This window comes from Pseudomonas sp. MPR-R2A5, from assembly GCF_058793055.1.
On sequence record NZ_JBXAFK010000020.1, the window covers coordinates 35,981 to 59,712 of the forward strand.

Below are 23,732 nucleotides of genomic sequence, written 5' to 3' on the forward strand. Positions count from 1 at the left end.
CGGGCTTGGGCCCGCTTCTATTTTTCCGATTGCAGGAATTGAATCAGCGCCGGCACGGTGCCTTCGATGTGTTCGCGCACCACCGCTTCGGCACGGGCGGCATCCCCGGCACGAATGGCATCGAGGATCACCGCGTGCTCCTGGCGTGCGCTGAGCGGTTTGTCACCGTGCTGCAACCACAACCGCATGGGCGCCTCGACCAGCGAGTACAGCGCCGAGATCTGCTTCATCAAGCGCGGACGCCCGCTGAGGCTGCAGAGCAATTCATGGAAGGCACGGTGGCGGCTGACCCACTCGGCGCTGTCGTCGCGGTAATCGTCCATCTCGTCCAGCAGGCGCTCCAGCGCCGCCAGTTGGCGTTCGCCGATACGGCTGGTGGCAACGCGCACCGCCAGGCCTTCGAGGGCGCTGCGCATTTCAAACACTTCGTGCAATTCATCGATATCCACGCCGCTGACGACCGCGCCACGGTTGGGCCGCAGGGTCACCAGGCCCTGCGCGTCCAGGCGGCGAAAAGCCTCGCGTACCGGCATGCGGCTCATCCCGAGCTCGGTGGCAATGTCCTCTGCAATCAGGCGATCACCCTTGCGATAACGGCCGTTGCAAATGGCATTGAGCAGAAAACTGTAGGCCTCCTCCTCGGCGGTGAGGGGCTGGCGGTCAACGTAGGCGGGGGCAAATTGCATCGGGCAGCACCTTTTGAATTTTTGTATCCAATTATCCACGAATACAAAAAAGCAGGATGCGTGCCAATTCTCAGGTTACGCGTCAAGTGATTGATTCGGCAGCAATCGCCAGAATGCCCGCGTCAGGCGGGCATATGAGGTCAAGGCACAGTGCTACCAAATAGCTCAAGGGGTGCGCCGTTAATGGGCACAACTGCAAGCGCAGTAACACTCGAGTCGCAGCAGCGGCGCCGTTGCTGCGCGTCGTGAGTCCGGGTGGTGTCGGGACCGCGGCCAACTCGCCCCGCGCGTCCCGCGTACCGGCCCCCGTCAAAAATCGACGGTAGCCGAGAGTTGCAAAGTGCGCGGATACCCTGGCGAAAATGCACCATAGGAGGCCACGCCAGACCAATACTCACGGTCGAATACGTTCTGTACCGTGGCGCGGAAAGTCGTCGGCCGCCCTTCGATTTTGGTGGCATAGCGCGCGCCTGCATCAATACGGGTCCAGGCATCCAGCGTTTGGGTGTTGGCCTGGTTGACGTACTGGCTGTCGGTATAGATCGCACCGCCGGTGAGGGTAAAACCTTCCAGCCACGGGGTGTCATATTCTGCCCATAGGTTGGCCTGGATATCCGGCACTCCCACCGGTTTATTGCCGCGGTTGGCGGCAGTGGCCGAATCCGTCAACTCACCCTCCAGGAAGGTCACACCGCCCATCAAGCGCGTGCCCGGCGCCACCTCACCGAACACGCTCAGCTCGACGCCACGGTTACGCTGTTCTGCCTGTACCGAGAACAGATTGTTAGCGCCTACCTCTCCGCTGGGCTTTTCTATCTGGAACAGTGCCAGGGTGGTCATGAAGGTAGCGTGCTCGTACTTCACGCCAATCTCGTGCTGCTTGGACTTATAGGGTGCGAAGGTTTCCCCGGAGTTGTCCGCCGTGCCTGGGGCAATGTCGCCTTTGCTCAAGCCTTCCACGTAGTTGTAGTAGAAAGACACATCGTCCCACGGTTTGACCACCACGCCGACCAAAGGCGTAGTGGCATTGTCTTTATAGCGGGAGCTGACGGCGCCGGCAGCATTGTAGTTGCGCGACTCGATGTATTGTCGGCGCACGCCCAAGGTCAGTTGGAAGCGATCATCCAGAAAGCCCAGGGTGTCGGTCAGCGCCACGCCGGACAACTCCGACTCGGAGATGCGCAGCACCTTCGGGGTGCTGATGTACTGCTTGGGTGTGTCCACCGGATGGTAAATATTCGAGCGAATGTCCGTGCCGTTAGTGATGCCCCGCGAGAGTTCATCCTGGTAACGGGTGGCCATCAACGTGGTGATATGGGTCACCGGGCCCGTGGCAAACAGCCCGCGGATCCCCATATCCGCGGTGGAACGATCAACATTGAATTTGTAGTAGCCAGGTATATTACTGGTGTCGCCGGCATCATTGAGGATACGTGGCACCTGGTCGGACATGCGTTTCACATCCGAGCGCCCCCCACCCGCATGGGCGAACACCGTGAGTGAATCGCTCAAGTCATATTCACCGCCCAGCAAAGCCGACTGCTCCTTGGTGTCTGACCAACCCCACTTTTGCGGCAGGCTTGTACGGCCGTCTGGGGCCGAAGGCACCTGCACACCGGGTGCGACGGTGAAGGGGCGCGAGGCGCCTTCAAAGCCCTCTTTCTGGCTGATGTAGTCGAGATTCAGGCGCAACCGCTCACCGCGGTAATCCAGGGCAATCGCACCGATCCCTACGTCGCGACTCTGGTTGTCAACGGCCGTATCCCCGCCTTGAAGGCTGCCGTTGAAACGTACGCCAAACTGGTTTTCTTCACCAAACCGGCGACTGATATCCAAGTGCCCGCCCACTTGGGAGTCCGAGGCGTAACTGCCGGTAAAACGAGTCAGGTCCTCCTCCAGCGGCCGCTTAGGCACGATATTGATGACACCACCAACCCCACTGTTGGGGGAGATGCCATACATCAAGGCGCCCGGCCCCTTGAGCACTTCGATGCGCTCGGCGTATTCGGTAAACGCCCGATAGTTAGGCGCTACGCCATAAACGCCGTCGTAGGCCAGTTCACCCAAGTTGCCTTCGCCGATGGCAAAGCCGCGAATGAAGAACGAGTCGACGATCCCGCCCGTCTGCCCCGTCGAGCGCACCGAGGGGTCGCGCTCCAGGGCATCGGCAGCGGTCACGGTTTGCAGGTCAGCGAGGGTTTTGGCGGTGTAGCTGGTGACGTTGAAAGGCGTGTCCATCACGTCTTTGTTACCCATCATGCCCAGGCGTGCACCACGCGCCACCTGCCCGCCGGCGAGCACCTCGGGCAACGCTGTCGGGCCGTTGTAGCGGCCGTCGATCGTGGTGGTGTCGAGGGTCAGGGGGGGCGTATCGGCCTCCGTGGCGACAGGCGCTTGCGTCTCAGCCCAGGCATTGGCGCCCGCGGCGACCATGACGAAATTCAACAGGGCGGTCCGAATGGCAAGGGTTAACACGCGTTCACCGCTGGGTCGACTGACAACAGGCATGACAAGAGGATCCTTTCAACGAGGGAAATAGGAATTACTCTTAATGCCAGTCGACATGGGAAAAAGTATCATCCCCGCCTGTTTTTTTTGAAAACCCAGCGAACGCAGCCTGCTGATCCGCAATGTTGGCGATAGCCGAACATGCGCTCCGCTACTGCAAGAGCGCGGTTACACCTGACAACCGCCTGTGCGGCCTGGCATCCTCCTCGCGGTACATGTCGACGCTATCGCGCCGCTGCACATGCATTGGATGCAGGACGCCAACTACCGTAGACAACACCCCCTGACTAACCCGTTCGCAGCTGTTCAACCACCGAGGCCGTCTCATGTCCCAAACCGGTGTTATCCAGGGTTCGAGTGTGAGAATCCTCATTTATCTTCTGTTCGCGATCCAACTGGTCTCCATGGGCGCGATGGAAATGAGCGGGCCGTTCTGGCCCGTGCACCTGCGTGGGCTGGCCTCTTCGGAGTCGGTGTTCAGCTTCGCCAGCATCGCCGTGTACGTCGGGCCGATGCTGGGCATCATGGTGACCAGTGCGTTCTGGGGGCGTGTCGGTGATCGACACGGGCATAAATTGATGATGATCCGCGCACTCGCAGGGTTGTCCTTGACCCAGCTCGGGTTGGCGTTTTCCACTGATATCTGGGTCATCCTGGTCCTGCGTTTCCTGCAAGGTGCGTTTGCCGGCTATATCGCCCCTGCGCAAGCGTATGGGGTCAGTATCGAAGCGCCGTCACGGCGGGCCCGGCTGTTTGCGATTTTGCAGATATCGACGAATGTCGGCTCATTGCTGGGCGCGGTCGTTGGCGGCTTGATCCTCGATTACGCGACGTTCTTCTGGATCAATATCGTCGCCTCTGCACTCTGTGCCGTGTGTACCCTGATAGCCGCCGTGACCTTGCCGAACGTTCCCCCAGTGCCCAAAAAACCGGCGGCGACTTCCGCCCCGCCTGCCTCGGGCACCAGCAGGGTATGGCGCGACTTTCCGCAGTTGTCTCTGCTGTGCGTCATGGGGATTCTGCTGCTGGCGCGCATGCTGCCCCAGACCTCGTTCTCGCTGTATGTCAGCGCGACATTCGAGGTCAGTCACTCAGTGGTTGGCCTGTGCTATGGCCTGCTGGCACTGGGCTTCATCCTCTCGGCGAGCGCCTGGTCGCGCTACTTTGAGCACCGGTCTCAAGCACAAACGCTACAGCGCATCACCTACATCGTCGTCGGTTGTATCGGGTTAACCGCCGTGGCGGGATTTACGCGCAATCCCGGCATATTTGTCGTCGCCTACTTTGTTTGGGGGGTACTGCTGGGCGCGACCACCCCCGTGCTGATGGCGTTGATCTCGAAAACCGCCGACAACTCGCGCCAAGGCTACGTATTGGGTATCGCCCAAAGTACCGCGCAATTCGCTTCGATTGCCGGCATCTCCATCGGTGGCTTGCTCAACCAGGTCTACGGCCTGCAATACACCTATCTTTTCGTGTGCCTGGCCTATGCGGTAGCGCTGATGCCGATGCTGGCGTTGCGGTACAGATCGGCGGCCACGCGCTCCAGCCGTGTTGCAGACAGCAACTGAACAAGGAACTGCATGCGTGCCGACACACCCGCTGTCGAACACCTGATCCATTTCAACAACACCGGCGCGGCGCTGATGCGTGACGCTTCACGCTACAGCACCGAAGCTGAAATCGATGGGTTGATTGACGCCTTGACGCGCCTGCCATGCGCCGGATTGACCGAAGATGATCGCGCTTGCGTTCCAGTCGCTTAGTCAACTAGCATTGGGAATACTTCTCAATAACATAAAACCTGCCGCCATGAGCGAAACCCTCTCCGCGAACCACCCCAACCGTCTGCGCGCAATCGAGGCCCTGTACAGCGGGCACCACGGCTGGCTGTATGCCACGCTGAAGAGAAAGCTGGGTAACGCCATGGATGCGGCGGATTTGGCGCAGGACACCTTCACCCGGATCCTGGCATCACAGGTCACGGTGATTGACCAGCCACGGGCGTACTTGAGCTGCGTGGCCAAGGGTATCCTGATCAACTGGTACCAGCGCAAGGCACTGGAACGCGCCTACCTGGAAGCACTGGCGAACGTGCCCGCCCACGAAGCGCCGTCGCCCGAGACGCACTTTCTGGTGCTGGAAACCCTGCACGAAATCGACGCCATGCTCGATACCCTGGCGCCGCAGGTCAAACGCGCATTCCTGCTGTCGCAGATCAACGGCCTCAAGTACGACGACATCGCCGAGCAACTGGGTGTATCGCTGATCACCGTCAAGCGCTACATGAAACAGGCTTTCGTACAATGCCTGATGCTGGTGGAGTGAATGCTCGGTCTGCGCAAGGAGCCGCCGCTGGACCCGCAGGTACTCGAAGAAGCCGCCGAGTGGCTGATGCGCTTGAGCGAGCGCGAACTGACGGACCACGAACGCGCCGAATGGGAACGCTGGAAGATCAGCACCCCCGAGCGTAACCGCGCGTGGTCACGGGCAACATTGCTGCAGAGCAAGTTCGGCGGTTTACCACCCTCCCTGGCGATGTCGGCCCTCGATCGACCGAACAGCCCGGAACGCCGCGCCCTGCTGGGCAAACTGGCGCTCCTGTTGGCGGCGGTGCCGGTGAGTTGGGGCGGTTGGAAGCTGGCACAATCGCAGCAATGGTCAGCGGGCTACCGCACCGATGTTGGCCAGCGTCGCGAACTTACCCTGGCCGATGGTTCGCACCTCACCCTGAACACCGATACCGCCATCGACGTCGTGTTCGACGACCGCCAACGGCTTATTCACTTGCGCGAAGGCGAAATCCTGGTGCAAACCGCGGTCGACACGACCCCCCTGCCCCGGCCGTTCCTGATCAGCACCCGCCAAGGCCGCATGCAAGCCCTGGGCACGCGTTTTACTGTACGTGAGTCAAGCCCGCGCACTCACCTGGCGGTACTCGATGGCGCGGTAAAAGTGACGCTGGCCGATAACAGCCAGGCGGCCCCGCTGATCGTCAATGCCGGGCAGCGTATCGACTTTTCCGCGCAGACGTTTGGTTCGCTGACGCAGGCTGACCGCTACGCCGGTTCATGGGCCCAAGGCATGTTGATGGCCGACAGGATGCGCCTGGCCGACTTCGTCGCTGAACTGGCGCGCTACCGCCGAGGCTTCATACGCTGCGATCCGGCCATTGCCGACCTGCGCGTTTCCGGCGCTTTCCCGATCAGCGATACCGATCGCACCTTGAATATGCTGGTGCAGACTTACCCCGTGCTGGTGACCGGGCATTTGCGCGGTTATTGGGTGACCTTGTCTCCCGCCTGACCGTGCGCAAAATAAACGGTGGCCGGGTGATACTTTTTCCACTCTCGGCTGGCAAAGGTAGGAACAGCCTTTTTCTCTTGTCCTTTGGGTCATCCTTTCATGCTCCTAGCACGGCCCCTGCGTCCGGCCCGTCCGTTCAAACCCATGGTCCACGGCGCAGTACTCAGCGTGCTGCTGGCCTGGTCCGTGTGCGCGCTGGCTTCAGCGGCGGTGCCGGTGCAATTGGATTCGGTCGCGGTGCGTGCTTACCACATTGCCCCAGGCCCGCTCGGTGCAACGCTCTCGAACTTTGCCGTGGACGCCGGCATTGCCCTGTCATTCGAACCGTCGATCACGCGAGGCCTGACCAGCCCTGAGCTGAGCGGCACCTATTCGACACAGGCAGCCGTCACCCGCCTGCTGGACGGCAGTGGCCTGGCGATGGTGTTGCGCAGCGACGGCAGCTACACCCTGGTCCAACGCACGGTCACGTTGTCGGCCACCACCGTGACGGCCCCGGAAAAACCCGGCAGCAGCAGCCTGCCACCCGTGTACTCGGGTGGCCAGGTGGCCACCGGCGGGCGCCTCGGCTTACTCGGCAATACGGACGTGATGGACGCCCCCTTCAGCGTCAGCACCTATACCGCAGCCCTGATAAAGGACCAGCAAGCAACAACCGTGGGTGATGTGCTCGAACGCGACTCCTCGGTTCGCGCTACCGGCCAGGCAGGCGGGATTGTCGACTCCTTCTTCATCCGTGGTTTTCCAGTGGGCGAAGGCAACCTCGGCGAACTCGCGTTCGATGGGGTGTACGGCGTGGCCTCCAATTACCGCGTATTTACCGACTACGCCGAGCGCATCGAGGTGGTCAAGGGCCCCGGCGCCCTGCTCTACGGCATGTCGCCCAACAGCGCTGTCGGCGGCGTCATCAACGTAGTGCCCAAGCGTTCCCTGGACGAGGACCTGACGCGAGTGACCGCCAGTTACGCCCAGGACTTTCAACTCGGCACTCACCTCGACGTGAGCCGGCGGTTTGGCGAAGATCGGCGATTCGGGGTGCGCGTCAATGGGCGTCTACAAGCAGGTGATACCGCGATCGATGAGCAATCGCGGGATGTCGGGGTCGGTGCCATCGCCTTGGATTACCAGGGTGATCGCCTGCGTACCACCTTGGACCTGATCACCCAAAAGGAACAATTCGACGCGGCCTCACGCCCGTTCCTGATTGCAGACGGTGTGCCGATTCCCCCTGCCGCCAACGGGCGTACCAACGTGAGCCAGGCGTGGGGCTGGTCGAAAACCCTGGATGAATCGGCACTGCTGGGCGGCGAATATGACCTCAGCGACGCACTGACCCTGTTCGGCCATGCCGGCGGTGGGAAGTCTGATGTGGCACGCCTGTCCGACCAGACCCCGACCATCATCAACAGCGCCGGCGACACCTCGTCGACGCCCGGCTACTACAAGTTCAAGGTACGACGCTACACGGTCGACGTCGGTGCCCGACTGCGTTTCGACACTGGGCCGATCAGCCACAGCAGCACGCTGCAAGTCACCCGCTACCGCGATGAATTGTCGCGCGGCATCATTTCCAGCACGCCCATCCTGTCGAACATTTACCAGCCGATCGAGCGCCCCAAGGTTGACATCGCAACGCCAGCGACGCCGAAAGTCTCGGCAACCGAATTGTCCGGGGTGGCTGTTGCCGACACCTTGTCGATACTCGACCAACGCGTCCAAGTCACTGCGGGCCTGCGCAAGCAGAGCATTCGCTCCAACAACTACAACACCGCCGGCGCCGTAACCACCGCTTACGACGACGGCAAGACTACGCCGCTGTTCGGGCTGGTTGTACGGCCCTGGGAGCGGGTGTCGTTCTATTACAACTACCTCGAAGGCTTGAGCAAGGGCGATATCGCCCCGGCCACGGCCTCGAACGCAGGCCAGGTCTTTGCCCCCTACGTCTCACGCCAGCATGAAGTCGGGGTCAAACTCGACTACGGCACGGTCATGTCCACCCTTGCGTTGTTCCAGATTACGAAACCTAGCGGCGAGCTGTCAGGCGGTGCCTTTTCGGTCCAAGGCGAACAGCGCAATCGTGGACTGGAACTGAATGTCTCCGGCGAGGCCGGCCCAGGTACGCGCCTGCTCGGCGGCGTGACCCTGCTGGACGCACAACTGACCGAAACAGGCGTGGCGGCCAACAGAGGCAACAAGCCGATTGGCGTGCCCAATGTCCAGGCCAACCTCTGGGCCGAATGGGATGTGCCGCGGGTCGAGGGGCTGACGCTGACCAGCGGAGCCTTGTACACCGCCAGCCAATACGTGAACCAGGCCAACACGCAGGCGCTGGATCCGTGGACACGCTTCGACGTCGGTGCGCGCTACAGCACCCGCATCGCCCAGCGCCCGACGATATTGCGCGTCACCGTCCAGAACGTGTTCGACCGCGAGTATTGGTCGGGCGTGGCCTCCTATGGCGCGTTCTCTCAAGGTTCACCACGTACCGTTCTACTGTCGACCTCGGTCGATTTCTGAAACCTTCGGTGCCGTTCGGCAAGTTGAATCGCCCCCCGGCCCGGCCACAGCAAAGGCTCTAACCATGGGTACCATTGTTCGACGCAGCTACGCCATTGCCGCGCTGCTATTCGCTGGATTGGCAGGCTGGTCACTGGCTTCAACAGCGGCCGAGCCGGATACAGCGCGCAGCACCGTCACCGATTTGCTCGGGCGCGAGGTCAAGGTGCACCTGCCGGTCAGGCGAGTCATTCTCGGTGAGGGCCGCCAGTTGTACCTGGTCGCCGCGTTGGATACGCAAAACCCCATTGAACGCATCGTCGGCTGGCGCAAGGATTTGATCCAGTCCGACCCTGACACCTATGGCGCTTATCTGCGTAAGTTTCCCGCCATCGCCAAAATCCCCACGTTTGGCGGTTTCGAAGAGGGTACCTTCGACATCGAGCAGGCCATCTCCCTGCATCCCGATGTGATCATCCTCAACATCGAGGCACAGCACGCCACCGAGGATGCCCGCTACATCGAGAAACTCGACGCCTTGGGGATTCCCGTGGTGTACGTCGACTTTCGCAACCACCCCATGCAGAACACCGAGCCCACCATGCGCCTGTTCGGCCAGCTGTTTGGCAAAGAAGCGCGCGCCGAAGCGTTCATCGATTTTCGCAACCAGCAGATCCGCCGCGTCACCGACGTCATCAAAGCGCAGCACCCTTCGCGCCCGCGCGTGTTCATCGAGCGCATAGGCGGCTACACCGAAGATTGTTGCCTGAGTTTCGGCAATGAAAACTTTGGTCTTTTCGTCGACATGGCCGGCGGTGACAACATTGCCAGGAACATCATCCCCAGCACCTTCGGCCAGTTGAACCCCGAGCAGGTGATCGTCGCCAACCCGCAACACGTGGTGGTCACCAGCGCGAATTGGGAGGCCTTTGCTCCCGGTGGCCGTTGGGTCGGTGTCGGCCCCGGTGCCGACATGGCACAGGCCCGGCGCAAGCTGGCGTGGTATACCCAGCGTCCGGCCTATGCCGGGATCAAGGCGCAGGATGACCAGGTATTCCACGCCATCTGGCATCAGTTCTACAACAGCCCTTATCAATTTGTGGCCATCCAGCAATTGGCCAAATGGTTTCATCCGACACTGTTTACCGACCTGGACCCTGACGCTTCATTTCGCGAGTTGCACGAGCGATTCCTGCCAGTGCCCTATGAGCCGGGTTACTTCGTGAGCCTCAAGCCATGACGGCGGTGATCCAGCGCGACACCTACAGGCGCCTGGTCCTGCGCAAACGCCTGATCCTCGGCGCCCTGGCCCTGCTGTTGATGGGCAGCGTGCTACTCGACCTGGCCCTGGGCCCGGCGAGCTACAGCTTCAGCGACGTCCTGGGCGCGCTGATCGCGCCGGACAGTGCCCCCGCGCAGATTCGCGTAGTGATGTGGGATATCCGCCTGCCGATCGCCCTGATGGCGGTGGCGGTGGGCGCGGCGTTGTCATTGGCCGGGGCCCAGATGCAGACCATCCTCAACAACCCGCTGGCCAGCCCCTTCACCCTGGGCATTTCTGCCGCCGCCAGTTTTGGCGCGGCCATGGGGCTGGCGTTTGGTGTGGCACTGTTTCCATTGGCCGCGCAGTACATGGTGCCGCTGAACGCGTTCATCATGGCCATGCTCTCGGCGTTGCTGATTCACTTCCTGAGCATGCGTCGCGGGGTCACCGCGGAAACCATCGTGCTGCTGGGTATCGCCCTGGTGTTCACGTTTAACGCGTTATTGGCCCTGGTGCAGTTTTTCGCCACCGAACAAGCCGTGGCAGCCGTGGTGTTCTGGACCATGGGCAGCTTGACCAAAGCCACCTGGCCGAAACTTGGGGTGATCTGCCTGGTGATCGTGATCACCCTGCCGATCTTTGCCAAACGCGCCTGGGCCCTGACCGCGCTGCGACTGGGCGACGATAAGGCCGCCAGTTTCGGGATCAATGTACGCAGCCTGCGCTTTCAAACGTTGATCATGGTCAGCCTGCTCGCCTCGTTCCCAGTGGCCTTTGTTGGCACCATCGGCTTTATCGGGCTGGTCGGCCCGCATATTGCGCGGATGTTGATCGGCGAGGATCAGCGCTTCTTCCTGCCGGCCTCACTGCTGACCGGCGCACTGATTCTGTCCGCCAGTTCGGTGGTGAGCAAAACCCTGATCCCGGGCGCGATCTTCCCGATCGGGGTCGTCACGTCATTGATCGGCGTGCCGTTCTTCATATCTCTGATCCTCAGCGGGAAGAAAAACGCATGGTGAAGATTCAGTTGCAAGACCTGGGTGCCCGCTATGGCCAGCGCACGATTATCCGTGGCGTTACCACTGCCGCGTTCACCGGCGGCCAGGTAGTGGCGGTGGTGGGGCCCAATGCGGCGGGCAAGTCCACCCTGTTCAAACGCATGGCCGGGCTGATCGACGGGCCTGGCCAGGTGATCCTGCAGGACTCGAAAAAGGGCCAGCAAGGCATCTGCTACATGCCCCAGGGCTTGAATGCCAGTGCGCGGTTGACGGTCTACGAATCGGTGCTCCTGGCCCGCAAGCAACTGTCGCCGCAATGGACCGTCCACGATGACGAGCTGAAGCGGGTGGACGAGATGCTCGACGCCCTTGGCATCAGCGACTTGTCCTTTCAAAACCTGGGCGAACTCAGTGGGGGCCAACAGCAACTGGTGTCCATCGCCCAGACATTGGTGCGCGAACCGGAAATCCTGTTGATGGACGAACCCACCAGCGCCCTCGATATGCATCGCCAGGTGCAAGTGCTGAAATTCATGGGCGCCTTGACCCGTAAACAGCAGGTCATTGTGTTTATCGCCCTGCATGACCTGAACCAGGCTTTGCACTTTGCCGATCAGGTATTGGTGATTGCCGACGGCACCGCCCAGGGCAGCGGCGCGAGTCATGAGGTGATCACCGAACGCATGCTGCGCGAGGTGTACCAGGTTGAAGCGCGGATCGAGCAGTGCAGTCGGGGACAACGACATATTTTGATCGACGGTATTACGTGAAGGCGTACCCAACGCAAGCCACGGGTTCAGCCACGCACCTATCATCGACCAGCCAGATGCGCCGATTCAGTGTTCATCCCTTATTCTGCTGGGCATCAAGGGGGACATCGAGGATGAAGGTTGCGCCTTGTCCAGCCCCGTCGCTGCGCACGGTCAAGCTGCCACCCATTTCCTGCGCAGCGAGCGCGCAGCTGTGCAGGCCGAAACCGTGACCGTCCTGGCGCGTCGTGAAGCCATGGGAAAAGATGCGCACCAGATGCTCTGGCGTAATCCCGTTGCCGTTATCGGCCACCGTGATACGCAATACTGGCCCGTGCGCAACAGAGGCGTTGAACGTGATGGCCGGGCTGCGATCGATCACGCCGTCCAACGCCTGCTTGGCATTCCTGATCAGGTTCATCAGGATCAGCAGCACCCGGTGCCGGTCCAGCGACAGCAGGGGCAAGTCGGCAATCTCCTTGACCACCGTCACCTCCTGACGCCCCCGTGGTCCGGCACTCATGCGCAAGGCGTCATCGATTAATTCCGAGATCGCTATTGTCTCGACGACACTGACGGCAACGGCATAGGACTGCTGGGCTGCGACAATGGTTTTGATGTGGTCAATGCCCTTGGTGAGTTGCCCGAGTTCTTCGATGATGCCCTGTTGCTCTGCCGTCACCACTGTCGCCAGCTTGAGCAGGTAGTCGGGCAGCATCTTCCCTTTGTTGTCTCGGGTGAGGAAATCGCTCAGGTCATGGACGTGTTCGTTCATCAGCTGAGCCACCTTGCCCAGGCCCTGGGCTTTGGAGTTGCGCATCTGGCCGCTGACCAGCTCTGCCGATACGTTCACGCTGTTGAGGACATTGCCGACGTTGTGCAGCACCGTAGTGGCAATTTCGGCCATGCCCGCCTGACGGGATTTTGCGTTCAGTTCGGCTTGCACCTGGCTCATGCGCAGGGCCGCGCGTACGCGAGCCTTGAGCTCCAGCGGCGAGAAGGGTTTGGCGATATAGTCATCGGCGCCACTCTCCAGCCCGGAGACGCAGGCCTCGCTGCCGCCGCGGGCGGTCAACAGGATCACGGGCAGATGAGCGAAGCCGGCGCTGGCTTTGATTCTGGCGGTCAGGCCAAAGCCGTCGAGCTTGGGCATCATCACGTCCGAGAGAACGACATCGATGGGTCGACGCTGCAGTATTGCCCAGGCCTGTTCTCCATCGGCTGCGGTGGCGACAATGTAGTCGTCGCGCAAAAGTTCGTTGAGGTAGCTGAGCATTTCCGGGTTGTCGTCGACCACCAGTACTTTGGATCGCAAGGCGTGTTCCGGGTGGGGCTCGTCGTCTGCGACTTGCGTCGACGCCGGGTCGCCGCGACTGCCTTGGCGGCCGTCGTCGAAACGCAGGTAGCGCTGCTCGGTGGTGCTCGGTGCTGACCGCTCGTGCATCCTATTGCTGGCGTCGATCGGCACGATGCTTTGCTCGGCCCCCAGCGGAAGTCGCACAAAGAAGCATGAGCCGCGTCCAGGCTCGCTGTTGACGCCAACTTCGCCCCCCATCCGTTCGGCCAGATACTTGACCAGGGCCAGACCAATGCCTGTGCCGCTGTAATGGCGCGTGGCGGAATTGTCGATCTGGGAAAAACGCTGGAACAACAACGGCAGTTTGTCAGGCGCAATGCCAATCCCCGAGTCTTGCACCGCGAGTTCAAATCGCTCGCCATCAATCGGCGTCACGGCCACGTGCACGGTGCCGCCAGCGGACGTGAACTTGATAGCATTGCTCACCAGGTTAAGCACGATCTTCTCGAAGTGTCGGGGGTCCAGGAACACCGTGCCGAGCGCGGCGTCGATGCTGCAGGTCAAGGTGCAGCCTTTGCCCTGCGCCACCAGCGCGGCATCCTCGGCCAGCACACCCACCGCCTTGTTCAAGTCAACGGACGTTGGAAACAACTCCACCTTGCCGGCTTCGGCCTTGGAAAAGTCGAGGATCTCATTCACCCGGCTCATCAAGCGCAGCGCATTGCGTTGGGCGCGCTCGACTTGCACACGCCAGTCCGCGGGCGGGGTGGTCACCGCCGAGAGCTGCTCCAGGGGGGCGAGAATCAGGGTCAGGGGGGTGCGCAGTTCGTGACTGACCGTGGCAACGAAATCGCTCTTGGCCCGGTTAGCCGTCTCGGCCTGGTTGCGCGCCTGAATGAGTTCGACGGCCTGCGCCTCCAACACCTCGGTCTGCCGGTGCAGCGTGTCGGTCCGTTCATCGACCATTCTCTCCAAAGAGGCCTGGACCTGCTGTCGTTCGGCTTCGGCCTCGGCCTCCAGCACCCGGATGCGCAAAGCATTCTCCTGGAACACCCGCACCGCACGGGTCATGATCCCAATCTCATCGCCGCGCCCGGCGCTGGCGATCTCGGCGCTCAGGTCACCGGCAGCGAGCCGGCGCATGACCGAGGCCAGGGCAACGATGGGCTGCGCAACAAACCGCGAGGTGCTCCAGGCGATGGCACCGGCCAGCAGAATGGCGACGGCGCCCGCGATGATCGTCGCGAGCATGCCGCGATCCTTGTGGACCAAGGCGTCTGAACGCGCTTGGCCAGCGAAGCGCGCAACCAACAGGCCTGCGCTGCGGGCCTCGTTGCGAACTTGGTCGCGCGCGTCACTCAAGGCATTGCTCGCCTGATGGAACCTGGCGAATGCGGCCCGGTAGCCGGCGATCTGATCGCTGACCGTCTGGGGCGTAGCGTCGGTCTGCGGCCCTACCGATGAAGGGAGAACGCGCGCGAGACGGGAGAGTTCATCGAGGATGGCATCGACAGCGCTGGCGACCTCGGCCGAGGGTGCGAGGCGAAACGACAACGTCTGCGCCTCCAGGGTGGCCACACGCTCGGCGAAACGCTTGGACAATGCGGCCGCATTTTGCAGCAAACCGGTGGCGGCCTGAATGTCGCTGGCTTCGTGGGCAACGTGCTCCTCCACTTCACCCAGCATGACTTCGAGGCGTTCGGCCACATCCCCAACGGTGCCGAGATGCCGCAAAGCCTCGCCACCGCGAAGCTTGGGCGCCGCGCCAAGCTGCTCGACCGCCAGGCAGGCGGCAGCGACCGCCGTCGCCAACTGCCCCAGGGTCTCCACCTCCTGCGGCGCTCCCATCAACTCGCGCAATTGCTCGACCACGGGCGGCAATGCCGCGCAGGCACTGCTCGCCGCAGTGGCGGCCGCCCCATCACCGGTCACCAGCACCTTGGCCACATTGGCGGTGATGATCCGTTCGCCGTTGCGCAGGATATCCAGGATACGGTGGGCACTCTCAATATTGCTCACCCGCGCCTGGTGGTCAGTGGCGCGGGCACCAAGCGTCTTCAGCCCATCGGCGATGCCCTGTTCGACGACGATCGTCGCCTCTCGCATTCGCTCGTAGTGGGCGGTCATGTTCTCCGTTTCGCCATCCATGGTCAGGGTCGCCGCCCGCAAGGCGGCGATCGCCCCGGCGAGCCGTTCCAGGCTGCCCTTGAGCGATTGCGCTTCTGCCACCGGAATGGCGGCAAGGCCGGTGATAGCCGTCGCCACCATGCCTTCGGCCTGGGACAAGCTTTCCTGATCGCGGGTGGCAATGAAGTTTTCCACCCGCCCGGTGGCGCCGTTGACCGAGGCCAGAATTTCTGCGGAATGGCTGGCGGAATCCACCGCACGCACCATGCCTCGCAGGCCGTAGAGGTTCACCAGCGATACCGCCAGCATCAAGAACACCAGTGCGGCAACTGCCAGGCCAATCCTGACGGCAATGGGCCTGGCCGTGGCCGATTTGAATGTCAACATCGGGGCTTCGCCTCCTCGCCCGCCGCTACTGTTTCGTCACCTCCGGCAGCGGCGCTGGCGACACCGTGTTGTTGATGGCAGCGTCGATCATCGCCGCAACGGAAGCCTGGCTGTAGAAAGGATTGGCGGCGCCGCCCACCGGCATAGTGGCGAGCCAGGCGTCCAAGTCTTTTGCATCGATACGCACCAGCGGCACCTCGACGAACTTCGGCACCTGCTTGCCCGCCAGGATCTGCTGGGCTACCCAGAAACCCACCTGAGAGACGCTCGGGGAGGCAGAGACAGAGACGGTCTCGTAGCCATTGGCATCGCGCTCCTGTTTCCACAGGGCGAGCTCGTCCTGACGGTTGCCCATCACGATGATCGGCAACGGACGGCCCGCCGCCTTGAACGCCATGGCCGCCCCATAACCGTCGCCCCCCTGAGTCGCCACGGCATCAATGTTGGGTAGCGATAGCAGCGCCAGCGCCACCTCCTTGCGGGCCACGGAAGCCGTCCAGTTCCCGTACACGGTCTTGGCGAATCTCAGGCCCGGATAGTCGCTGGCGGCCTTGCGAATGCCGTCGCTGATGTTTTTATCGGTGGCATCGCCGGCAATGCCACGGATCTCCAGCAACGTTCCGTTGCCCTTCAGGTGCTCGGCGATGTAATCCATTTCCACACGGCCCATGGCAGACCAGTTGTAATCCACGGTATACACGCATTGCTCGGTGACCAGGCTGGCCATGACCACCACCACGATGCCGGCGTTGCAGGCATCGCGGATCACCCCATTGAGGGCCGTGTCAGACGCGGCCAGGATGACGATGGCATTGACGCCCTTGACGATCATGTCCTGGATATGGGCCGCCTGTTCCGACGCCGAGTTATTGGCGCTGACCACCGGAGCCTCCCGGATCAAGCCATCCTTCTGCGCCTGGACCGCCATCGCCTGCCAATTGCTCACCATCACCTTGCGGAAATCGCTGCCCGCGTAGGAGTTGCTGAAGGCAATGCTATAGCTTGCGGTAGGGCCACCGGCGATGCCGCCGTCGGCAGCCTGGGCTGGATTGGCGGCAACCATTGCCAGCCCGGTCACGCAGCCGGCGAGGTGCCATAAGATTTTGTGGATGGGTTGAGTGTTCATACTGCTCTCCATCTTCTTAGGATTTACCCACAGCAATCCACCTGCACTTGCCGACAGCCTGGATCGACTGATTGATTTGGTTGATCTGGTTGGAGAAGCCACCCGGCGGAATGGAGATTGACAGTCATCATAGTATCAAAGTGCCCGCTTCGCCCGCGGCCATAGAGAATTTCAACCAATGCTTGCATGAGCCCGCGCCCCACCAACTAGACCGACGCCACGCCAAACACCGCATCGGATAGATCCCCCAGCGAAACGGCTACGGACGAGACGCTCTCGACGCCCTCCCCTGCAGTCGACGCACGAAATACCGTGACCGTTGCGAATTTCGCAATAAACAGCTTTTTATCCGCACATTCATAGCCGCTTCACTCGTGGGCAAGCCAGTACATTAGACCTCCATGGTCCCGCAGAGCGACCGACAACAAAAACGACAGCTCGCCCAAGAAATCTGCCAACCATTCGGAGTCTTTCCATGAGCACATTGCGCACTACAGCTTTCAAACTCGCGAGCCTGGCCCTGTTCATCGGTGGCGCTACCCAGGCCATGGCCGAGGACATCACATTCGTTTCCCAGGGCGGTGCCTACCAGGACGCCCAGAGCAAGGCGATTCTCGAGCCGGCCGCGAAAAAACTCGGCTTGACGCTCAAGCAGGACAGTTCACCGAAGGCTTATCCGATCATCAAGACCCAGGTCGAGAGCGGCAAAGTCACCTGGGATGTGGTCGACCTGCCCACCGGTGATTGCATCCGAGGCGAGGCCGAAGGCCTGTTCGAGAAGCTCGACCTGTCGCTGGTTCCCAACGCCGCGCAGATACCCGACAGCCTCAAGGACGACTACAGCGTCGGCTACATCAGTTACTCCACGGTGCTGGCGTATCGCACGGACGCCTTCAAGGGCGACAACGTACCCAAGACCTGGGCCGATTTTTGGAACACCAAGAAGTTTCCAGGCCAACGTTCCCTGCGCAACTTGCCGCGCCCGACCCTGGAAATCGCGTTGTTGGCAGACGGCGTGCCGGTGGACAAGCTCTACCCACTGGACGTTGATCGCGCCTTCAAGAAGCTCGAACAGATCAAGCCCGACATTGCCACCTGGTGGACATCCGGCGGGCAGTCGGCGCAGCTGATCAGCGACGGTGAAGTGGACATGATCCAGGCCTGGAATGGCCGCATCACCGCCGTGCAGGCCGCCGGGGCGCCGGTGGCCTTCGATTACAACCAGGGCGTGCTGGAAACCAACTCACTGTGCGTACTCAAGGGTTCCCCGCACAAGGTGGCGGCGATGAAGTTCGTCAACGAAGCCATCGATGCGCAGCTCCAGGCGGCACTGCCGATGATCATCGACTACGGCCCGTTGAATCCCGAGGCATTCAAGACCGGCGTGATCCCGGCCGAGCGTGAAGCCAAGCTGCCGTCCGCCCCCGAGAACATCTCCCGCCAGGCCCTGCTCTCGGCGCAATGGTGGGCCTCGCAGGACGGGGTCAAGGCTGAAGAGCGCTGGCTGGCCTTCGTCCAGAAAAAATAACCGCCGATTGATGCTGCGCCGCGGGCCAGACGCCTCGGCGCAGGACATGCCGTCTGCCTCCCCGATTTCGACATAAAGCACTTCGGCACCGGCCAATTCCACCCGCTTCGTTCGTTGGCATCCCGGTACATTAGACCTGAGGGTCCCGCAGAGTGAGCTATGCAGACAACTCGCGCTCGCCCTACGTACCTGCCCACCATTGGGAGTTCCCTACATGACACTATCCGAGCACCGCACCTTGCAGTCCGTGAGGACGATTGCCGCCAGCACTGTCCGCCAGCGCTGGATTCCCTCCAGCCCCCTGCAGTGACGAGAGGTCTTTATGTCAAACGCCTATCTCGCCAAATCCATGCCCGACTCCAGCGACCAGCCCCAACCGCCGTTGAGCAGCGAACAGGCCCTGGCCCGCGAAGAGCGCAAGGAACACACCTCGATGCTGTTGCTACTCACCCCCGCGCTGGTGATAGTGGTGGTGCTGCTGATCATGCCCCTGTGCTGGCTGGCCTTGCAGTCGGTCCAGACCGAGGAAGGGTTTTCCCTGGCCAACTACGTCCGGATTTTCCAGGAAACCATCTACTGGGACACCTTCGCCCTGACCTTCAAGATCAGCTTCATGGTGACCATCCTGTCGGTCGTGATGGGTTTCCCCATCGCCTACGCCGCCTCGCGCCTGCAGGGTCTCTGGGCCAACCTCATCCTGATCTGCGTGATCCTGCCGTTCTGGACCAGCGTATTGGTGCGTGCCTATGCCTGGCTGGTGCTGCTGCAACGCCGCGGGCTGGTCAACCAGACGCTGATGGACCTGGGGATCATCGACCAGCCCCTGACACTGATGCACAACACCACCGGCACGGTGATCGGCACCCTGCACGTGATGTTGCCCTTCATGGTCCTGCCGCTGTATTCGGTGATGAAGAAGATTCCCCAGGACCTCATGCAAGCGTCGGAAAGCCTGGGCGCAAAACCCTTCTACACCTTCCGCCGCGTGTTCCTGCCAATGGCGGCGCCCGGGATCATGGCCGGTTCGATCCTGGTCTTCGTCATTTGCCTGGGCTTCTTCATCACCCCTGAATTGCTCGGTGGCGGTCGCACGATCCTGGTGTCGATGCTGGTGCAACGCAACGTCGAGCTGTACCACGCCTGGGGCGCCGCCAGTGCGGTCGGCCTGGTGCTGCTGTTCGTGGTGTTCCTGATTTTCTGGGGCATCAATCGCTTCATTCCCATCGAACGCATTCTGGGAGCTCGCTAAATGAACCTGCTTGCCAACCTGCGTCACCTGCGCCTGTCCCACGTGCTGTTCACCGTGGTGGTCGCGGCGATCCTGCTGTACCTGATCATCCCGGTGTTGATCGTGGTGCCCATGTCGTTCTCCGAAGCACGCTTCCTGCAGTTCCCGCCCAAACAATGGTCTTTCCATTGGTACGAGGCGTTCTTCAACAGTGTGGAGTGGATGTCAGCGGCACGGGTCAGCCTGATCACGGCATTCTTCACCATGGCAATCAGCCTGCCGATCGGCATGGCGGCCGCCTACGCCATCAACAACTCGAGCCTGAAGGTGGTGCGTACGTTGCAGATCATTCTGCTGCTGCCGATGATGGTGCCGATCATCCTGATCGCCGCCGGCGTGTTCTTCGTGTATGCCCGGGTCGGCCTGATCAGCACGCTGACCGGGCTGGTGCTGGCGCACATCATGCTCGCCCTGCCCTATGTGATCATCGCGCTGCTGGCCGGCCTGCGTAATTTCGACATGTCGCAGGAAATGGTGGCACGCAGCCTGGGCATGAACCGCTTCCGCGCGTTCATGGCCGTGACCCTGCCGCAGATCAAGCCGAGCGTGGTGTCGGCCACGCTGTTCGCCTTCATCACCTCGCTGGATGAAACCGTGGTGGCCTTGTTCATCTCCGGTGGCGACAACCAGACGCTGACCAAGCGCATGTTCACGGCGCTGCGCGACGAGATCGACCCGACCATTGCCGCGATCAGTTCGATCCTGATCCTGGCCTCCCTGATCCTGGTGCTGATCGCCGGGCGCAACAAGCACTGATCCTTCCTCAAAAACGCCTTTGCCCGCGTGGGCGGTGTGCTGGACATCATCAATGTCCGCGCGGCACCGCCCACGCGGGCAAAGGCGTTTCCGGGGCTTTGTTCCTTACCCGCCGATCACACGACCCAGGCAATTTCCAGCCCCAGCACAGCCTGCCGTCACGCGCCTCATTTCAGCATCTATCACCCGTGCGCAGGCGTATCTCGGCATCGGCCACTGGACGGGGCTTTTTACAATGGGCCCATCGTTCGCACCCTCAAGGCCCTGATCATGTTGAAAAACCAACTGCGTGACCCTTCCCTGCTTGTCGAACGCGCCTACGTCAACGGCGCCTGGATCGAGGCCGATGACGGCGCGACGATCGACGTGACCAACCCCACCGATGGCAGCGTGATTGCCCGGGTGCCGGCGTTGCAGGCCGCTGAAACCCGCCGCGCGATCGAGGCCGCGCGAGCGCGCTTCGTCGCCTGGCGCGAAGTGCCTGCCGCCGAACGCGCGCGCTATCTGGAGGTGTGGTTTGGCCTGATCATGGAAAACCAGGAAGACCTGGCGCTGATCATGACCACCGAACAAGGTAAACCGCTGACCGAGTCCCGTGGCGAAATCGCCTACGGCGCCAGTTTCGTCAAGTGGTTCGCTGCAGAAGCCCGGCGAGTTTATGGCGACACGATCCCTTCGCCTGCCGCCGACCGGCGCATTCTGGTGCTCAAGCAACCCATCGGCGTCGTCGCGGCCATCACCCCCTGGAACTTCCCGAACGCGATGATCACCCGCAAATGCGCCCCCGCCCTGGCGGCCGGTTGCACGGTATTGGTCAAGCCGTCGGAGATGACCCCGCTGTCGGCCCTGGCACTGGCGGTACTGGCTGAGCGCGCGGGCATCCCGGCCGGCGTGTTCAACGTCCTGACCGGCCTGCCTGCCGGGGTCGGCGGCGAGATGACCGCCAACCCCGATGTGCGCAAACTGTCGTTCACCGGTTCCACCCGGATCGGTCAGTTGCTGATGAGCCAGTGCGCCGCCACCATCAAGCGCCTGAGCCTGGAACTGGGCGGCAACGCGCCGTTCATTGTCTTTGACGACGCCGACCTTGACCTGGCCATCGCCGGCGTCATGCAAAGCAAATTCCGCAATGCCGGCCAGACCTGCGTGTGCGCCAACCGCATCCTGGTGCAGGACGGCATCTACGATCGTTTCGCCGAACGCCTGTGCGCTGCCGTTGCCGAGTTGAAAGTCGGCAACGGCCTGCAAAGCGGTGTCACCATCGGGCCACTGATCAACGCCGCCGCCGTGGACAAGGTGGCACGGCACATCAACGACGCCCTGGAGAAAGGCGCGAGCATCGCCATCGGCGGCGTACCTCAAGGCGAGGGGCTGTATGTGCAGCCGACCGTGCTGCGCGACGCCAACGCCGACATGCTGCTGGCCACGGAAGAAACCTTCGGCCCGGTCGCTCCACTTTTCCGTTTCAAGGATGAGGCCGAGGCACTGACCCTGGCCAATGCCACGCCCTACGGCCTCGGCGCGTACTACTTCACCCAGGACATGCGCCGCGCCTGGCGTATGGGCGAACGCCTGGAGTTCGGCATGGTCGGGCTCAACACCGGGATCATTTCCATGGAGGTGGCGCCCTTCGGTGGCATGAAGCAATCGGGCACCGGCCGCGAAGGTTCCAAGTATGGCCTGGACGAGTTTCTCGAGGTAAAGGCCTGGCACATCGGCGGCCTGGACTGATTGAGGCGGGCATAAAGCAGCCTGTGGTCCCCCACTCGCACCGGACAGCAGATCATGTTGGTCCGGCCCCCCAAAACGGCACGAACCAGGCCCATGCCTGTGTTCAGATAACCAGCAGGCTTATCGGGCAATCCCTGGTTCTACAGAGGACGACGCTTCATGAATTTCACTGAAGGTTTTGAATCGGTCAGCGTTAACAAGGTGTGCAAGCACTACGGCAACCTCAAGGCTTTGAACAACGTGGACCTCAAGGTCGAAGCCGGGGAATTCATGTCATTGCTGGGCCCGTCCGGTTCAGGCAAAACCACCTTGTTGAGCATTCTGGGTGGTTTTATCAGGGTCAGTTCCGGCAGCATTTTATTCGGCGAACGCGACGTCACTCTGATGCCGCCGCACAAACGCGAAATCGGCGTGGTATTTCAGAACTACGCGCTGTTCCCGCACATGACTGTCGGCGAAAACGTGGCCTTTCCACTGCGTGCCCGTGGCGAAAGCGCCAGCAAAAGCCGCGACCGGGTCAAGAGCGCCCTGGCGACCGTGGAACTGACGGGCTACGAAGACCGCAACATCGCGGCGCTGTCTGGCGGGCAGCGCCAGCGCGTGGCCCTGGCCCGCGCCATCGTCTTCGAACCCAAGCTGATCCTGATGGATGAGCCCCTGTCGGCCCTGGACAAGCAACTGCGCGAAATCATGCAGATCGAGCTGCGAGCCCTGCACAAGCGCCTGGGCGCCACCATGATCTACGTGACCCACGATCAGCGCGAAGCCCTGACCATGAGCGACCGTATCGCAATCATGCGCGGCGGCCAGCTGGTACAGGTCGACACACCGCGCCGCCTGCACGATCACCCGGCCGACGATTTCGTCGCCAGCTTCATCGGCGAGAGCACCCTGGTGCCGCTGCAACGCAGTGCGGACAACGGCTTGACCCTGGGCAGCACAGCACTGCGCACCACCCGTCCGGTGCCGGCATCGGGCGATGTGTTCCTGGCCCTGCAATCGGAAAAACTGCTGCTGGACAACAACAGCTCGGGGCCGGAATGGAACCGTCTGCGTGGCCGCGTGGCAGACATCGTTTTCCAGGGCGAAAGCCTGAAGGTGTTCGTCGACCTCGAAGGTGGGCCAACGGTCAGCCTGCGCCAACCCAGCCATCACGAAGGCAACCTCAGCCTGCCGCCCATCGGCGCCCCCATGATGATGCGCCTGCATCCGGAAGACACCATCGTCGTGCCACGCGCCGGGGTTTGATTCAGCCAGAACCTATCGGCCCATGGCAGCACGGTTTGCCGGCGTCAACCATTCAAGGTCCCGCCGACAAATCGCACGGCCATGGGCCGATGTCGTTTCTGGCGCAAACGATACCCTGCGCCCTGCGCAGCGAAATATTTCGTCACACCCCTGCAAAACAGTCGATCACAGCGCGCGGCACCCCAAGTTCAGCGCTTGTGGTTCCGGGCAATCCTTATCCTGATGACATCACCCGCC

Annotated in this window: 17 protein-coding genes and 2 pseudogenes; 13 read left to right on the top strand and 6 right to left on the bottom strand. The window is 61.9% G+C overall.

The window, feature by feature from the left end:
• Positions 1-17: 17 nt before the first annotated feature.
• Entirely contained in the window at positions 18-686 is a 669-nt protein-coding gene (locus tag AC1Q6I_RS15740) for a GntR family transcriptional regulator (RefSeq protein ID WP_102623770.1), read from the bottom strand.
• Between the two features lie 309 nt (positions 687-995).
• Positions 996-3,194 carry a TonB-dependent receptor gene (locus AC1Q6I_RS15745; protein WP_102623769.1) on the bottom strand — a complete coding sequence of 733 codons (2,199 nt, stop codon included), beginning with the start codon at positions 3,192-3,194 and terminating at the stop codon, positions 996-998.
• A 326-nt stretch (positions 3,195-3,520) separates the two neighbouring features.
• Here AC1Q6I_RS15745 and AC1Q6I_RS15750 point away from each other — a divergent pair, with 326 nt between their 5' ends.
• The 8 genes from AC1Q6I_RS15750 to AC1Q6I_RS15785 all read left to right on the top strand — a co-directional run bounded on the left by AC1Q6I_RS15750 (position 3,521) and on the right by AC1Q6I_RS15785 (position 12,028).
• Positions 3,521-4,765 (top strand): MFS transporter, encoded by a 1,245-nt coding sequence (locus AC1Q6I_RS15750; RefSeq protein ID WP_102623768.1) that lies wholly within the window; start codon positions 3,521-3,523, stop codon positions 4,763-4,765.
• Positions 4,766-4,777: 12 nt separating this feature from the next.
• On the top strand, positions 4,778-4,960 hold the full coding sequence (locus AC1Q6I_RS15755) for a hypothetical protein (protein WP_024074594.1): 183 nt from the start codon (positions 4,778-4,780) through the stop codon (positions 4,958-4,960).
• A 46-nt stretch (positions 4,961-5,006) separates the two neighbouring features.
• Positions 5,007-5,522: a sigma-70 family RNA polymerase sigma factor gene (locus tag AC1Q6I_RS15760; protein ID WP_024074593.1), complete on the top strand. Its 516-nt coding sequence runs from the start codon at positions 5,007-5,009 to the stop codon at positions 5,520-5,522.
• Positions 5,523-6,500 carry a FecR domain-containing protein gene (locus AC1Q6I_RS15765; protein ID WP_102623767.1) on the top strand — a complete coding sequence of 326 codons (978 nt, stop codon included), beginning with the start codon at positions 5,523-5,525 and terminating at the stop codon, positions 6,498-6,500.
• Positions 6,501-6,644: 144 nt separating this feature from the next.
• Positions 6,645-9,017, top strand: a complete 2,373-nt coding sequence (locus AC1Q6I_RS15770; protein ID WP_371858338.1) for a TonB-dependent siderophore receptor — start codon at positions 6,645-6,647, stop codon at positions 9,015-9,017.
• Positions 9,018-9,081: 64 nt separating this feature from the next.
• Positions 9,082-10,236: an ABC transporter substrate-binding protein gene (locus AC1Q6I_RS15775; protein WP_102623765.1), complete on the top strand. Its 1,155-nt coding sequence runs from the start codon at positions 9,082-9,084 to the stop codon at positions 10,234-10,236.
• Complete coding sequence (locus AC1Q6I_RS15780; protein WP_024074589.1) at positions 10,233-11,279, top strand: FecCD family ABC transporter permease; 1,047 nt, start codon at positions 10,233-10,235, stop codon at positions 11,277-11,279. The genes AC1Q6I_RS15775 and AC1Q6I_RS15780 overlap by 4 nt, the downstream gene beginning before the upstream one ends.
• The gene (locus AC1Q6I_RS15785) at positions 11,273-12,028 is read left to right on the top strand and encodes an ABC transporter ATP-binding protein (protein ID WP_069076194.1); all 756 of its coding nucleotides are present in this window, start codon (positions 11,273-11,275) and stop codon (positions 12,026-12,028) included. Before AC1Q6I_RS15780 ends, AC1Q6I_RS15785 begins: the two co-directional genes overlap by 7 nt.
• Positions 12,029-12,101: 73 nt before the next feature.
• On the opposite strand, the gene AC1Q6I_RS15790 is transcribed toward AC1Q6I_RS15785, so the two are convergent.
• From AC1Q6I_RS15790 to AC1Q6I_RS15805, 4 genes and pseudogenes are all read right to left on the bottom strand, one after another.
• The gene (locus AC1Q6I_RS15790) at positions 12,102-12,962 is read right to left on the bottom strand and encodes a sensor histidine kinase (RefSeq protein ID WP_404940811.1); all 861 of its coding nucleotides are present in this window, start codon (positions 12,960-12,962) and stop codon (positions 12,102-12,104) included.
• Positions 12,963-13,451 (bottom strand): annotated as a pseudogene (locus AC1Q6I_RS15795) (response regulator transcription factor); the annotation flags it as partial.
• Positions 13,452-13,505: 54 nt separating this feature from the next.
• A pseudogene (locus tag AC1Q6I_RS15800) lies at positions 13,506-15,818 on the bottom strand (sensor histidine kinase); the annotation flags it as partial.
• A 25-nt stretch (positions 15,819-15,843) separates the two neighbouring features.
• Entirely contained in the window at positions 15,844-16,944 is a 1,101-nt protein-coding gene (locus tag AC1Q6I_RS15805) for an ABC transporter substrate-binding protein (RefSeq protein ID WP_102623763.1), read from the bottom strand.
• 475 nt (positions 16,945-17,419) lie between these two features.
• Between AC1Q6I_RS15805 and AC1Q6I_RS15810 the strand changes: the two genes are divergently transcribed.
• The 5 genes from AC1Q6I_RS15810 (at position 17,420) to AC1Q6I_RS15830 (ending at position 23,495) form a co-directional block, all read left to right on the top strand.
• The gene (locus AC1Q6I_RS15810) at positions 17,420-18,472 is read left to right on the top strand and encodes an ABC transporter substrate-binding protein (RefSeq protein ID WP_024074585.1); all 1,053 of its coding nucleotides are present in this window, start codon (positions 17,420-17,422) and stop codon (positions 18,470-18,472) included.
• A 322-nt stretch (positions 18,473-18,794) separates the two neighbouring features.
• Positions 18,795-19,721 (top strand): ABC transporter permease, encoded by a 927-nt coding sequence (locus tag AC1Q6I_RS15815; protein ID WP_024074584.1) that lies wholly within the window; start codon positions 18,795-18,797, stop codon positions 19,719-19,721.
• The gene (locus tag AC1Q6I_RS15820) at positions 19,722-20,516 is read left to right on the top strand and encodes an ABC transporter permease (protein WP_024074583.1); all 795 of its coding nucleotides are present in this window, start codon (positions 19,722-19,724) and stop codon (positions 20,514-20,516) included. It begins immediately after the preceding gene.
• Between the two features lie 270 nt (positions 20,517-20,786).
• A complete protein-coding gene (locus AC1Q6I_RS15825; protein WP_102623762.1) occupies positions 20,787-22,247 on the top strand; it encodes an NAD-dependent succinate-semialdehyde dehydrogenase in 1,461 nt (486 codons plus the stop codon).
• Between the two features lie 159 nt (positions 22,248-22,406).
• A complete protein-coding gene (locus tag AC1Q6I_RS15830) occupies positions 22,407-23,495 on the top strand; it encodes an ABC transporter ATP-binding protein (RefSeq protein WP_024074581.1) in 1,089 nt (362 codons plus the stop codon).
• Positions 23,496-23,732: the final 237 nt, after the last annotated feature.